At 54.7% G+C, this 13,232-nt stretch carries 12 protein-coding genes and 1 pseudogene; 7 read left to right on the top strand and 6 right to left on the bottom strand.

The genetic code is table 11. The features are described 5' to 3' along the window. The first annotated feature begins 363 nt into the window (after positions 1-363). The 3 genes from IEX86_RS10650 (at position 364) to IEX86_RS10640 (ending at position 4,360) form a co-directional block, all read left to right on the top strand. A complete protein-coding gene (locus IEX86_RS10650) occupies positions 364-2,214 on the top strand; it encodes a cation:proton antiporter (RefSeq protein WP_188866101.1) in 1,851 nt (616 codons plus the stop codon). Between the two features lie 84 nt (positions 2,215-2,298). Then, positions 2,299-2,901 carry a flavin reductase family protein gene (locus tag IEX86_RS10645; RefSeq protein WP_188866100.1) on the top strand — a complete coding sequence of 201 codons (603 nt, stop codon included), beginning with the start codon at positions 2,299-2,301 and terminating at the stop codon, positions 2,899-2,901. Between the two features lie 142 nt (positions 2,902-3,043). Further along, entirely contained in the window at positions 3,044-4,360 is a 1,317-nt protein-coding gene (locus IEX86_RS10640) for a Na+/H+ antiporter family protein (protein ID WP_188866099.1), read from the top strand. A gap of 143 nt (positions 4,361-4,503) precedes the next feature. Here the strand turns inward: IEX86_RS10640 and IEX86_RS10635 are convergent, their stop codons facing one another. Together IEX86_RS10635 and IEX86_RS10630 are read right to left on the bottom strand one after the other, a co-directional pair. Beyond that, on the bottom strand, positions 4,504-5,379 hold the full coding sequence (locus IEX86_RS10635) for a CAP domain-containing protein (RefSeq protein ID WP_188866098.1): 876 nt from the start codon (positions 5,377-5,379) through the stop codon (positions 4,504-4,506). A gap of 154 nt (positions 5,380-5,533) precedes the next feature. Beyond that, the gene (locus IEX86_RS10630; protein ID WP_188866097.1) at positions 5,534-6,094 is read right to left on the bottom strand and encodes a histidine phosphatase family protein; all 561 of its coding nucleotides are present in this window, start codon (positions 6,092-6,094) and stop codon (positions 5,534-5,536) included. Between the two features lie 683 nt (positions 6,095-6,777). On the opposite strand from IEX86_RS10630, the gene IEX86_RS10625 reads away from it, so the two are divergent. The 3 genes and pseudogenes from IEX86_RS10625 to IEX86_RS10615 all read left to right on the top strand — a co-directional run. Next, a complete protein-coding gene (locus IEX86_RS10625) occupies positions 6,778-6,948 on the top strand; it encodes a con-10 family general stress protein (RefSeq protein WP_188866096.1) in 171 nt (56 codons plus the stop codon). Between the two features lie 89 nt (positions 6,949-7,037). Then, positions 7,038-7,208 carry a con-10 family general stress protein gene (locus IEX86_RS10620; protein WP_188866095.1) on the top strand — a complete coding sequence of 57 codons (171 nt, stop codon included), beginning with the start codon at positions 7,038-7,040 and terminating at the stop codon, positions 7,206-7,208. 114 nt (positions 7,209-7,322) lie between these two features. Further along, positions 7,323-7,472, top strand: a pseudogene (locus tag IEX86_RS10615) (con-10 family general stress protein); the annotation flags it as partial. A gap of 199 nt (positions 7,473-7,671) precedes the next feature. On the opposite strand, the gene IEX86_RS10610 reads toward IEX86_RS10615, so the two are convergent. The 4 genes from IEX86_RS10610 to IEX86_RS10595 all read right to left on the bottom strand — a co-directional run bounded on the left by IEX86_RS10610 (position 7,672) and on the right by IEX86_RS10595 (position 12,415). Then, positions 7,672-8,337, bottom strand: coding sequence for a c-type cytochrome (locus IEX86_RS10610; protein ID WP_373290428.1), 666 nt, complete (start codon positions 8,335-8,337; stop codon positions 7,672-7,674). 11 nt (positions 8,338-8,348) lie between these two features. Next, positions 8,349-9,332, bottom strand: coding sequence for a copper resistance protein B (locus tag IEX86_RS10605; RefSeq protein WP_188866340.1), 984 nt, complete (start codon positions 9,330-9,332; stop codon positions 8,349-8,351). 4 nt (positions 9,333-9,336) lie between these two features. Then, positions 9,337-11,091 carry a copper resistance system multicopper oxidase gene (locus IEX86_RS10600; RefSeq protein WP_188866093.1) on the bottom strand — a complete coding sequence of 585 codons (1,755 nt, stop codon included), beginning with the start codon at positions 11,089-11,091 and terminating at the stop codon, positions 9,337-9,339. 262 nt (positions 11,092-11,353) lie between these two features. Next, a complete protein-coding gene (locus IEX86_RS10595) occupies positions 11,354-12,415 on the bottom strand; it encodes an acyltransferase family protein (RefSeq protein WP_188866092.1) in 1,062 nt (353 codons plus the stop codon). 358 nt (positions 12,416-12,773) lie between these two features. Here IEX86_RS10595 and IEX86_RS10590 point away from each other — a divergent pair, with 358 nt between their 5' ends. Continuing rightward, on the top strand, positions 12,774-13,211 hold the full coding sequence (locus IEX86_RS10590; RefSeq protein ID WP_188866091.1) for a YqaA family protein: 438 nt from the start codon (positions 12,774-12,776) through the stop codon (positions 13,209-13,211). Positions 13,212-13,232 lie beyond the last annotated feature (21 nt).

Genomic DNA, 13,232 nt, shown 5'->3' with positions numbered 1-13,232 from the left:
CCAACGATAGGTCAAACAACGTGTTTGTGCCGGAGTGAGTACGCGCTTTAGCCTACTTTTCAGACTCGTCAGGGGCAGCGTTTTCACATGGATGAGTACATAACACTGCGTTGTAGGCACGTATCAGCGCTCGTTGTACAGACCTCGCCTATAGGGCCCCGCTCGTCTCGTAGGCTGACGGTTCAAACCACCATATCTACGATCTACTCGGGCGTTGTCGTTTCCAGTCTTTGTTTCTCAAATCCTGACGTCCGGATGCCGACGTAAGGTCAGGAATTGCCGCAAAGGCGCTACGGTCTAGTCATGACAGCCATCTGTGCTGCTCCTCGCTTGATGCTTCCCCCTCGTATTCCAAGGACCGCTATGCACGAACAACAACTCCTGTTCGCTTTTGCCGGTATCGGCATTATTGCCCTGATGTGCCAGTGGCTGGCCTGGCGGCTGCGTTTACCGGCGATCTTGTTTCTGCTGGTCTGTGGCATTCTTGCTGGTCCGGTCACGGGCTGGCTCGATCCGCAGGCACTGTTGGGGCCACTGCTGTTTCCTGTCGTCTCGATGGCGGTGGCGCTGATCCTGTTCGAAGGCAGCCTTACGCTGTACCTGTCCGAATGGCGAGAGATTGGCAGTGTGGTGCATCGGCTGGTGACGGCCGGTGCAATGGTGACTTGGGCAGTTATCACGATCGCCACCCATTACTTGCTCGACTTTCCTTGGGATTTGGCGCTGCTGTTTGGCAGCATGACGCTGGTAACCGGCCCGACAGTGATCGTGCCGATGCTGAGAGTGGTGCGCCCTCGGGCGTCGGTGGCCAATATTCTGCGCTGGGAAGGTATCGTCATTGATCCTATTGGCGCGTTGTTGGCGGTAGTGGTGTACAGCTTTGTGATTGCCCGCGATGCGGGCAGCGGTGTCAGCCAGAGCCTGACTACTTTCGCTTCGGTAATTGTGTGCGGCTGTGTGTTTGGCTTGGCGGGCGGCTGGTTGCTGGGGCAGGTACTGAAGCGTCAGTGGCTACCGGACTATTTGTACAACCTGGCGAGCCTTTCGGCTGTGCTGGGTATCTTTATCGTGTCCAACCACTTTGTTCATGAGTCGGGCCTCCTGGCGGTCACGCTGATGGGCATGTGCCTTGCCAACATGAAGGATGTGGATGTGCGGGAGATCCTGCATTTCAAGGAGAACCTGAGCGTTCTGCTTATTTCAGGACTGTTCATTCTGCTGGCGGCACGGCTGGACCTCAATGCCTTGCTGGCGCTAGGGCCTTCGGTGCTGATACTGCTTCTTGTGATTCTTTTTGTGGCGCGGCCGTTGAATGTGCTGGTCTCGACCTGGGGTTCGACGCTGTCCTGGCGTGAGCGTGTGCTGCTGGGCTGGATTGCGCCCCGTGGGATTGTGGCGGCAGCTGTCTCGGCGATCTTTGCAATCCGCCTGACAGGTGATGGGAATGACCAGGCGGCGTTGCTGGTGCCGCTTACGTTTGCAGTCATCATCGGCACGGTCGTGCTACAAAGCGCAACGGCTCGCCCGCTGGCCCGTCTGCTCAAGGTGGCCGAACCGGCACCGACCGGCTTTCTGATCATCGGAGCCAACCCAGTGGCTCGTGCCTTGGGTAAGGCCCTGCAACAGCTGGACGTGCGCGTGATGCTGACCGATTCAAACTGGGACAACATCAGCAGCGCGCGCATGGATGACCTGCCCACCTACTTTGGCAATCCGGCCTCGCAACATGCCGAGGCCCACATGGACCTGGTTGGTATTGGCCGCCTGCTTGGCGTATCCCCGGCGGGTGAGTTGAACACCTTGGCCAGCATGAGGTTTCGCCACGAGTTCGGTGCCAACGACCTGTACACCTTGTATAGCGGCAAGGACAGCCAGCGAAGCGATAAACACCGTGCCAGCGAAGAGCATCGCGGTCAGGCGTTTGGTAGTCCTGCCTTTACCTATCCGCAACTGGCCGGGCGGCTGGCGCGAGGGGATGAGATTCGAACTACCCGGCTAACGGAAGGTTTTGGCTGGGATGATTATCAAGCGCTACACGAGGGCAAGGCGCTGGTGCTGTTTGCCCGCGATCCGCAAGACAGGATTCGTGTCGTCACGCCAGACACGACTTGGCAGCCCCAGGCCGGCTGGACGGTAGTGGCGTTGATTGAGCCGACGGAGGAAGACGCGGTAAGCGAGCCGGCCGGGACCGTCACACCTCATCTGCCGGGCTGAACAAGTCCGGCAACTTAATTATGATGACCATCTGCTGCGCCCTGCTGTTACGCATGATTGCGCTTCACTTTTACGGAGTTTTACATGACTGCATCCACCCGCCGCCCCGTTCCTCTGCCCAAGGCTTACCGGCTGCTTAACCACGGGCCGACTGTTCTGGTCAGCGCGGCACATGAGGGCAAGCGCAATATCATGGCGGCAGCCTGGGCGATGGCGATTGATTTCGAGCCGCCCAAGGTGGCGGTGGTTCTGGATAAATCCACCTGGACACGAGAGCTGTTGGAGCAGTCCGGCACCTTTGTATTGAACGTACCGGTGGTAACACAGGCGGATATTGCCCAGACGGTAGGAACCACTTCTGGCCGCGAGCTGGAACGCGGTGGGAAGGACAAGTTTGCGTTGTACGGGCTGGAGACATTCAAGGGCGAACAGGTTGAAGCGCCGCTGCTGGAAGGCTGCGTGGCATGGCTGGAGTGCCGTCTGTTGCCGGAACCGCACAACGAGCAGCAGTATGATCTATTTCTGGGTGAGGTGATTGCTGCCCAGGCGGATGAACGCGTCTTCAAGGAGGGGCACTGGTCATTTGAAGGGCACGATGAGCTGCGCACGTTGCATCATATTGCCGGTGGCCATTTCCTGGTGATTGGCGATTCCGTAGTGGGTACGCCGCTGCCGCCCAAGCAGTAATAGTTGTCTCACTCAACGACCCGGCAGCCTGCCGGGCTGGCCTGGGTAGGTGCGGCTCGGCATCCGCTTTTGACTCCTTCTACTGCATTACGGCAGAGTACGCGCCTTTTGGGATGGGCTTGCACTCCGCTGGAGGATGGTAATGAATGCAGTAGTCGTGGCCGTAGGACTCATGTTGGTCCTCAGTTTGTGCCGCGTAAACGTGGTGATCGCCATGGTCGCCAGTGCGCTCGTCGGCGGCATGCTGGGCGGACTGGGGATGGATGGCACCCTTAAGGCCTTTAATACGGGGCTGGGCTCAGGCGCTACAGTGGCGCTGTCTTACGCCATGCTGGGAGCCTTTGCGGTTGCCATCAGCAAGTCCGGGCTGGCGCATGCGCTGGCGGACAAGGTGCTTGTCATGGTGGGCCGTAGCGAGACTAAGGGCGGCAGCGGGATAAAGTGGATATTGATGGCCATGATTCTGGCTGTTTCTATCTCCTCTCAGAATATCCTGCCGATTCACATCGCCTTTATTCCGTTGCTGATTCCGCCACTCCTGTACGTGCTGACGCGCTTGCAGATTGATCGCCGGCTGATTGCCTGTGTGATGACGTTTGGTCTGGTAACGCCCTATATGTTCCTGCCGGTGGGCTTTGGCACCATCTTCTTGAACGATATCCTGCTGGCTAACGTGGCAAAGGCAGGCGTAGATACCAGTGGTATCAGCATTACCCACGCCATGGCCATCCCAGCACTGGGTATGCTGTGCGGCTTGGTGATTGCGTCTTTCAGCTATCGTCGTAAGCGTGTTTATGATCTGACGCGCCTGGAGCAGGCCAAACATGTCGAGGCGAGCTACAACCCCAAGAGCCTGTTGATGGCAGGCGTGGCCGTTGCAGTGGCCTTTAGCGTGCAGCTGTGGCTGGATTCCATGATCATTGGTGCGCTGGCCGGTTTCCTGGTGTTTTCGGCCTCCGGTGTGGTGCGCTGGAAGGAGTCCGATGACCTGTTTACCGAAGGCATGAAGATGATGGCGGCCATCGGTTTTATCATGATCACCGCTCAGGGCTTTGCTGAAGTGATGACCACAACAGGACAGGTCAATAGCCTGGTAGATGCCTCCGCGGACTGGATTGGTCATAGCAAGGCGGTAGGTGCACTGCTGATGTTGCTGGTCGGCCTTCTGGTTACCATGGGGATTGGTTCGTCATTCTCGACGGTTCCAATCATTGCCGCGATCTTCGTGCCGTTAAGCATGCAGTTGGGTTTCAGCCCGTTGGCCATTGTGGCCTTGATCGGCACCGCCGGAGCGCTGGGAGATGCAGGCTCGCCTGCGTCCGACTCTACGCTCGGCCCAACGGCCGGCCTCAACATGGATGGCCAGCATAACCACATCTGGGATACCGTAGTGCCCACGTTTCTGCATTACAACCTGCCGCTTCTGGTATTTGGTTGGGTTGCCGCAATGGTGCTGTAAGCCTCGTTGAAAACAAAAAGCCGCCTCGAATAGGCGGCTTTTTTATGGGCTGGACAATGATAGGTATCGCTTCGCTCAACCCTTCTGTAGGAAGGGGCAAGAAGAGCCGTTAAGCAGCGCGATACCCGCAGTCCCATTCATATTTAACGCGGCGTTCCAAACACCTGTGTCCAATAGATGACTTCGCTGCTCTTGGGATTCACGGCATAAGCTGTGCCCATCTGGGTATAGTCCGGGTTCATGATGTTGCTGCAATGACCGGGGCTGGCCAGCCAGCCGGAGACAACCTGCTTTGGCGATCCGGGGCCACCGGCGATGTTCTCGCCGATTCGCCGCCACTGGTAGCCCTGCTGCTGGGCGCGTTTATCTACCTGGCTGCCATCTTTGCCGGTGTGGCTGAAGTAGTCGAGCGAGGCCATCTCGCGGCTATGGACTAGGGCAGTGCTGGCCAGCTTGGCATTCCAGGCGAGCGGCTTGGCACTCTTGAACGATTGGCCTCCGCAGCGTCGCGGCGTGGCGCGGGCCTCGTTCACGAGCCTCAGCACCTCTTTCCCGGCAGCCTGCCAGTCACCGATATCGCTTGAGAGAACCGGCTGAGCCAGCACAATTTGCCAGCGATTACCCGAGCGTGAAACGCCAACTTCGGTGTAATGCGCGTCCAGCACAGCTTTGCAGTAGCTTTGGGTTAACACCTGCATCGCTGACGCGGCCCCAGCTGGCGCCGAAAGAGCCATGGCCTGAGTTTTAGCTGCCTGATAACCCGCTGCGCGCAAGGCGTCACGCAATTGCATCCCTTGAGATAGCCGAACCTTGGCCAGCGCCTCGTTGGCAGCGAGGGGGCTAACAGGGGCGGTACGTTGCTCATCGCAGCGCTGTGGGGCCGCGCGGTACTGGTTGATCAGGTCTATAAGCTGGCTGCTGTCGCTGGCGTGTGCGGAAAGCACTATAGGCAGGTTTACCAGCAGGGCTGCACCTAACAAGGATGTGAGACGAAGCGTAGGACGAAGCAAAATAGGCATGGTAATTATTGGCAGAACCGCAACCGATGGGAATAGTGGCCTTTTCAGGCAGGAACAGACAACACCGCGCAAACATGACGATACGTCAATTTGCCTAGAGGGCACCTGAAAAAATCGATATCTGGTTAGTGGGTCACCAGGCGATGAACTGATCTTATGCCTTCTGGTAGACCGTAGGGTGCCAGAAGTCTTTCAAGACCAGATGTAGCGGGCCGGCCCAGCCTTGTTTGCGCAGGTGATGGGCAATCAATACGTTCATAATGCCATGACCCATCAACAGGACCGAGCCGTGTTCCTGAGCAAGTGCGATCAACATGTCGGCGGCCTGCTTGGCCCGCTGGTTAGAGGCAAAGATCGACTCGGTATGGCTGGATAACCCTAAAAACCAGGCTGACCGTAGCATCAGACGCCACATCTTTACCGGAAGCTTGGGCCAGGGCAGATCGAACCCAGGTAGATGTGCTTCGGCAAAGATTTTATCGCACTCGTAAGGACGCTCTCCTGCCAGATGATTAAGTGACTGCATGCAGCGCGAGAGTGAGCTGCATGCCAGCACACCGGCAGTGCTCGCCAGCTGTATAAGATCAGCAGGGAGTTTGCAGCAGATGACATTGGCCGTTTGATAGCCCTCGACCCACTGCATCATCTCTCTTGGCGAAAGCCATTTAGTGCCGGAGTGATCAGGTTTGCCGTGGCGTACAAGAGTGATTTGCATGAAGTCTCCGCTCCCGCGAGTGAGTCCGTTCAAGGGCAGGCAGCGCCTGTAATGCGATAGGACGTTGGGTTTTGGATTTCATTCCAGCGTGTTGGAAAAATAGCTCGGATACTTTTGAGGCCGTACTGATAAGCGATAGCTGCATCTAAAAATCAGTACAAAGGCTAAGTCTGTCAAACAAGAGACATTCCTATCCTTCACCGCTAAAGCCTGTTAGCAATTATCGAGTTTGCCTGGATCGCTTTTTAATGTGAGTTGGTTCCTGTCAGCAAGACCAGCCTGTTTTGAAGGCGTGTTATTGCCGAGCTGTATTTTAAAAAATTAAAGGCAATTCAAGGTTTGTTCAGGATGGGAATTAAGTGTTTATCTGCATGCATAAAGACATCTATTCCTGTTTTCAGGCGAAGCGCTTACCGCTCCGTTATAAGGCAGCAGTGATGAGGGTTAGAGGCTGCTGCATTATTTCTGTGCATTCAGCTTGCTAAGAAAAACTCTTTATAAATCAGCCGCTTCGCTTAAGTACATTACTGATTGACTCGTGCTGATGCCATTCGTCTGCACCGGCTCGAAGCAGGCAAAAAACTGGAACTCCCTGCCATAACGACCCTCAGAAATTACGAGCGCTGATGAAAAACGCTCAGCGAAAACACAGTGCATCACGTCCCATCCATTAGGAGAAAGACATGACTCAGAATAGTAACTCAGGCAACTTCGCTAACGACCGTGAAAAAGCTTCTGAAGCCGGCAAGAAAGGCGGCCAGAACAGCGGTGGTAATTTTGCCAACGATCGCGAAAAAGCGTCCGAAGCCGGGCGCAAAGGTGGTCAAAACAGCCATGGCGGTGGCCGTAGCTGATTGATCACTGAAGGAATGAAGCTGTCGGCTTCATTCAATCTGAACTGAGATGTTTATCAGTCCAGTCTCAATCCATGAGGAGCAAGACCATGACTCAGAATAGCAATCCAGGCAATTTTGCAAACGATCGTGAAAAGGCATCTGAAGCTGGCAAAAAAGGTGGCCAGAACAGTGGCGGTAACTTCGCCAATGACCGCGAGAAAGCATCTGAAGCAGGTAAGAAAGGTGGCGAAAATAGCCATGGCGGCGGCCGTAGCTAAATAACCCCACGTACGGCGGAGCACAGCTTCGTCCACCTAGCTGAACTGACACGTTGTATTTCAGTCCAGTCCCAATCCGAATAGAGGAGAAAGACAGTGGCAAATAACAACCCAGGCAATTTCGCTAACGATCGTGAGAAAGCATCTGAAGCAGGTCGCAAAGGCGGTCAGAATAGCGGCGGTAATTTCGCCAATGACCGTGAAAAGGCTTCTGAAGCTGGCCGCAAAGGTGGTCAGAACAGCCACGGCGGCGGCCGTAGCTAAATAGTCATATCAGGGCAAAGGCTGCCTAGTCTTTGCCCTGACATTTATCCGGCCTGTCCTGGCCAAATTCGGTTTCCATCGGTTTAGACAAGTCCCGCTTTGCTGCCTTCTTTGCTCCTGAAGGCGTGCTTACTCTTTCTCACGTCCTTCATAAATATTATGTTGGCGGCTGGTTTCATTTTATCCACAAGGGTTTTATTTAGTGCACATGGTCTGTGCTATCAGCATGCTTGTGTATAACTTGAGGCAGATCGGTTGGCGGCTTTATTTTGTCCATAGCCTGATTTCTCTGGGTTCCAGGCTCTCCCTGTGGATAGGTACGCAGGCCATGTGAATGACTATTCAGTTGTCCACTGCCATGCGAGTGACCATCACTAGAGGCAACTAACTGCTGATATTGCTCACTATTTAAGGTTGGCAGTTTTTGCAGGAAGGCCACAAGCCCCCAAATGTAGCTATCCTCCATGCTTTTGCCCCAGGCAGGCATACCGGTGGCTTTGATTCCATGCTTGATGATCCAGAACGCTTCGGCCGGATCAGTAATGCTTTGTTGACTTAGATTAGGCGGGGCAGGGTAAAGGCCTTTGCTTAGCTCGGTTTCATCAAGTCCAGGTGCCAAGTGGCAACTTACACACATAGCGTTGTAATTTCCTGCGCCTGAACGGATAAGCGCTTTGTCTTTCAGATCCGGCACTGTTATCCGCTCGGATCGTACTTCGATGGAGCGATCACGCAGCATGACGATCAGGCTCTGCACCGGTTGAAGTTTATAGGGATCGTCCGCCGCGACGCTGATCACGCCGGAATACACCGCCACTGCAGCAATTGCCATAACGGCAACAACTAGCAGCAGGGCGGCTTTCAACATGGCCATGATTAGAACCACATCCGAATACCGGCTACCAGCCGGGCATCATGCGTGTCCTCGCCTTCTTCGCGCGCGTATGATGCGGTCTGGCCATGTGTGTTATTCCACGACACACCTACATAGGGCGCAAATTGCAGCGTGATTTCGTAGCGCAAACGCAGGCCGAATTCGGTTTCAGAGAGGCCTGAGCCTGTGCCACGGGCCTCATCATTCTTGCCGTAAAAGTTAAGTTCAGTGTGAGGCTGCAGGATAAGGTTGTTGGTCAGCATCATGTCGTACTTCGCCTCTAGACGCAGACCCGTCTGGTTGCCTTCACCCAAGAAGGCTGTTACTTCCAGATCCAAGTCCTTGATGGCTTCGCCCTGGATGCCAAACGCTGCCCATGTCTGAGGCGAGCCGGGTTTGAAATCCTGCCGGACACCCACCACCGTTTCCCACCAGGGTGTGATGGCATGACCCCAAAGTGCCTGAATTTCAGCCTCTTCGGTATGACCGTTGGTGCGCTGCCCTTCGGAGCGAAAATTGAAACGGTCTACATCCCCGCCGATCCAGCCTTCGACTTGCCAGTTAAGCGTAGCGCCTCCCTTGGCGTCCTGCCATTCGAGCTGATCGAACAGCAGGTAGCTATGGATGGCGCTGTCGTGGACCGCATGCCCGGCGAGCGGGGGAAAGGCTGCTTCGCGCATGGCGTCAGTCACAGGCGGGATTGGCGTACGGCTTTGGGCAGCTGGCGCACTCTGGGTAGCCGTATGGCTACTGTGCTCCGCGCCGCCATGCTCCATTGATCCGTGGTTCATCGAGCCATGGCCCATGTGCTCATGGGACATCTGGCTGTGGTCCATCTGCCCATGGTTCATGGTGTTATGGGAACCATGCGCCTGTGCCGGACTGCCCGCAGAGGCTGCATCTGCCGCATAGGTAAACGGTGCGCCGCTCAGTAGTAGTGCAAAGGCACAGGCCGGCAGGTGGGACGATAACGGGCTCACTGACATCTCCTTAAACATCGACGATGACCTCGCGGAACATGCCGGTTTCCATGTGGAAAAGCATGTGACAATGGTAGGCCCAGCGGCCTAGTGCATCGGCTGTTACGCGGTAGCTGCGCTTTGAGCCGGGCGGCATGTCGATGGTGTGCTTGCGCACCTTGAACTGGCCGTGCTCGTCCTCCAGATCGCTCCACATCCCATGCAGGTGGATGGGGTGCGTCATCATGGTGTCGTTGACCAGGACAATACGGACGCGCTCACCGTAAGTAAGCCTGATCGGCTCGGCATCCGAGAATTTCATGCCATCGAACGACCAGGCGAAGCGCTCCATGTGGCCCGTCAAGTGCAGCTCTATGGTGCGGCTTGGCTCACGGCCATCCGGGTCGGGAAAAGTGCTTTTAAGGTCGGCATAGGTGAGTACGCGGCGGCCGTTATCCCGCAGCCCCATGCCCGGATCATCTAGTTTGGGCGTAGGTGTCATGGTCTGCATATCGACCAAGGGGTTACCGTTCTCGCTGGCAGGATGTGCCTGCATGGGCATGGCGCCATGCCCGGCATGCGCTGAACCATGATCCATGGCGTTATGATCCATGCCATGGCTAGTGTGATCCATACCTTGCTGGTGCGAGCCCGTATCGCCGTGCCCACCGTGCCCCATGTCCGCCATACTGAGCAGTGGGCGCGGGTCCATGTCCGGCACCGGTGCGCTAAGGCCTTCGCGCACTGCGAGCGTGCCGCGGGCATAGCCGGTCCGGTCCAGAGACTGAGCAAAGATCGTATAGGCTTGCCCATCGGTTGGCTCGACGATGACATCGTAGGTCTCGGCCACGGCGATGCGGAATTCATCCACGCTGACCGGCTCGATAGGAAGGCCATCTGCCGCCACGACCGTCATCTTCAGGCCGGGGATGCGAACATCGAAATAGGACATGGCCGAGCCGTTGATGACGCGCAGCCGGATCTTTTCACCGGGCCGGAAAATGCCGGTCCAATTACCATCCGGCGCGGCTCCGTTCATGAGATAGGTGTAGGTTGCCCCAGTAACATCGGCAAGATCGGTAGGCGTCATGCGCATCTCGGCCCACATGGCGCGGTCCTTTACGGTGGCGGACCAGCCCTTCTCGCTGACATCCTTAACGAAATCGACCAGGGTGCGTTGGTTATTGTTGTAGTAATCAGACTGTTTCTTGAGCGTAGAGAGAATGTGCTCGGGCTTCTCGTCAGTCCAGTCAGTCAGCATCACCACATAGTCGCGGTCATAGGTAAAGGGCTCCGGTTCACGCGGATCAATGATCAACGGACCATAAACACCCTGTTGCTCCTGAAAGCCCGAGTGGCTGTGATACCAGTAAGTACCGTGCTGCTGCACCTTGAAGCGGTATTCGTATAGGCCATCTGGCGCAATGCCGCTAAAGCTCAGGCCGGGCACGCCATCCATCGCGGCGGGCAGAATGATGCCGTGCCAGTGAATGGATGTGGCTTCATCAAGGCGGTTACGGACGCGCAGCGTAACGGTATCCCCTTCACGCCAGCGCAGAAGCGGGCCGGGCAGGGTGCCATTGATGGTCAATGCAGTGCGCTTGGTGCCGGTGATGTTGACGGGCGTTTCACCGATGACGAGATCGAATTCAGTGCCTGACAGTACGGTAGGCTGACCGGGGCTGGTCAGCGCCCAGACCGGCGTTCGCCAGAGGCCCAGGCCCGTCAGTAGACCTCCTGCCGCCAGACCTTTTACAAAGGTGCGTCTCGAAGTAGTGGATGCCATGTGGTTTATTGTCCGAATAGTGTCAGCGAGTCACACGTACAGTAGCGAGAGCTTCTATGAAATTGCCACCGTTAGGGCAAAGTCTTGAAAGATGCCTTTCGGCTCCGTCACGTAGGGACGTTTCATAGACTGCTAAACGCGCTTAACGCTCCACAGGACTGTGACGATCAGCAAGCAGGCGCTATCGGCGATTCAGCGTGAGGAAGGGCTAGGAAGTTGAGCGCTAGAAAAGAAACCAGCCGAATGCTGGTTTCTTTAAGGCTTATACCTTCTGTATATGAGGTGAAACCAGTGAAGGTGTTGTCCAGCGTGTCTTGAGCTTCATCGCAGGGGCTTCAATAAAATGCCACGAGAGGAAAGCCAAGCTCAGCGTGATGATAAAGCTGAGCATTATTAGGGCTGCAAGATTGAAATCAGCACCTAACCATAGGACAAGCAACTGCTGGATCGGGAAACCAAAGATATAAAGGCCATAGGAGAAGTCTCCGTACTTACCAGCCTTGCATAAATAAGGTGTCTTAGCTTGGGCAAAGCAGAGAGCAATATAGGGCAGGGACAGCGCATGAATAATGAACCAAGTGTCATGACCTAGCGTTACTAGCGAGACGAGGAATAATCCCAGCGCAATACGCCAACTCCAGATGATACGGTCTTTATACAAGTACAAGGCCGATCCCGAGAAAAAGTCCAAACCCAACCGAAACAGCTTTGAGAGGGTATGGCTTTCAGTTTCCAAAGCGGGAAGCAGAATGAAATGCCCTATCGCCAGAAGCAGGAAAAGAGGCACTACGGCGTAACGTTTTAATAGTTTAAGCATTCCCAGAATTACAATGCCGCTGTACATCAGTGCTTCGAATGGAAGCGTCCATAGTGAACCGTTAACGATATTGGCATAAGGATTGTCAGCAAAAACGCCAGGTAGCAAGTAATGCGTTAGCAAAAGGGCATTTAATAAATAAGTGGCCGTCACGCTATTGAAAACATATTCATTTAATGGAAGCGTTGTAGCCACAACACCAACAAGCAGAACCGAGAATAGCGTAGCGAGCAACAGGCCGGGGAAAATACGCAGGGCTCGCTTGATAATGAAATGAGCGCGGCTACTGGTTCTAAGATAAGAGCCTGTAATCAGAAAACCACTGATAGCAAAGAAAATATCAACGCCAATATCAGCCAAGTCAGAATGGCCAGTCATATGAAGAAAGGGCTCCTCAGATACCCTGCCAGTCAGCCAGTAGCAATGGCCAAAAATAACAAAAGAAGCAGCAAGTAGCCGTAAAAAGTCAAAGTTATTACTGTGCTTAATATCCTGAAGTATATTCATTACAAGCCCTATGGCATCTCTGGGTTTATTTCTCATCCCGCTCGTACATGCCTGGGCAACTCCGTACAGCTTGAGCTTGGAGCTTAACGTCTCGATAGAATCAGAGGAGGGAAATACAAATGTATAAGATGTATCAGTATGTAAATACAGTTATACATTCACGTGAATGATAATAGTTTATAAAAATTATTAAGACGCTAAAAATTTAATAATGGCAGCGTCACGTGGTTAGTAAGCAATTGTAAGCGAAGCTTATTTTTTAAATGGAAATTTTTCCTATCCCTTTTTCATAATGCAAGGAAATAGCAGTTTATTAACTATCTCGTGTGTGATGAAAATTTGAGTCAGGTGAAATCGAATGCCTGAACTGATGGTATATATCGGATTGTTTCTGGTGGCTCTGGCGGCCGCCACCTTGTTGCCAGCACAGTCCGAAGCAGCCTTGGCTGCGCTGCTCGTAAAGGGCGACTACTCTCTGCCCCTGCTGCTATTGGCAGCGATTACCGGCAATACACTGGGTTCAGTGGTGAACTGGTTTTTGGGTCGCTCAATCGAGCGCTTTCGGCATCGCCGCTGGTTTCCTGTTTCGAGTCATCAACTCGAACGCGCGCAGCGGGGGTATCACCGTTACGGGCGTTGGTCCTTGCTGCTGAGTTGGGTGCCTATTATTGGTGATCCGTTGACGTTAGTGGCAGGTGTCATGCGTGAGCCGCTGCCTGTGTTTATCCTGCTGGTTGGCCTAGCCAAAACGGCTCGCTACTTGGCAGTAACGGCCGTGGTGCTTGGCTGGTACTAGCAAAAGCGCAGGAGCCTCACT

Origin of the sequence: Pseudomonas asuensis (assembly GCF_014646755.1) — a bacterium.
Lineage (GTDB): Bacteria > Pseudomonadota > Gammaproteobacteria > Pseudomonadales > Pseudomonadaceae > Chryseomonas > Chryseomonas asuensis.
This window is presented reverse-complemented; position numbering and strand designations above follow the sequence as displayed.

Bases quoted from the DNA above. Each gene is read 5' to 3' on its own strand.
- IEX86_RS10625 (WP_188866096.1), top strand. From the start codon at position 6,778: ATGACTCAGAATAGTAACTCAGGCAACTTCGCTAACGACCGTGAAAAA.
- IEX86_RS10635 (WP_188866098.1), bottom strand. From the start codon at position 5,379: ATGCCTATTTTGCTTCGTCCTACGCTTCGTCTCACATCCTTGTTAGGT.
- IEX86_RS10590 (WP_188866091.1), top strand. From the start codon at position 12,774: ATGCCTGAACTGATGGTATATATCGGATTGTTTCTGGTGGCTCTGGCG.
- IEX86_RS10595 (WP_188866092.1), bottom strand. From the start codon at position 12,415: ATGAATATACTTCAGGATATTAAGCACAGTAATAACTTTGACTTTTTA.
- IEX86_RS10600 (WP_188866093.1), bottom strand. From the start codon at position 11,091: ATGGCATCCACTACTTCGAGACGCACCTTTGTAAAAGGTCTGGCGGCA.
- IEX86_RS10605 (WP_188866340.1), bottom strand. From the start codon at position 9,332: ATGTCAGTGAGCCCGTTATCGTCCCACCTGCCGGCCTGTGCCTTTGCA.
- IEX86_RS10645 (WP_188866100.1), top strand. From the start codon at position 2,299: ATGACTGCATCCACCCGCCGCCCCGTTCCTCTGCCCAAGGCTTACCGG.
- IEX86_RS10640 (WP_188866099.1), top strand. From the start codon at position 3,044: ATGAATGCAGTAGTCGTGGCCGTAGGACTCATGTTGGTCCTCAGTTTG.
- IEX86_RS10630 (WP_188866097.1), bottom strand. From the start codon at position 6,094: ATGCAAATCACTCTTGTACGCCACGGCAAACCTGATCACTCCGGCACT.
- IEX86_RS10650 (WP_188866101.1), top strand. From the start codon at position 364: ATGCACGAACAACAACTCCTGTTCGCTTTTGCCGGTATCGGCATTATT.
- IEX86_RS10620 (WP_188866095.1), top strand. From the start codon at position 7,038: ATGACTCAGAATAGCAATCCAGGCAATTTTGCAAACGATCGTGAAAAG.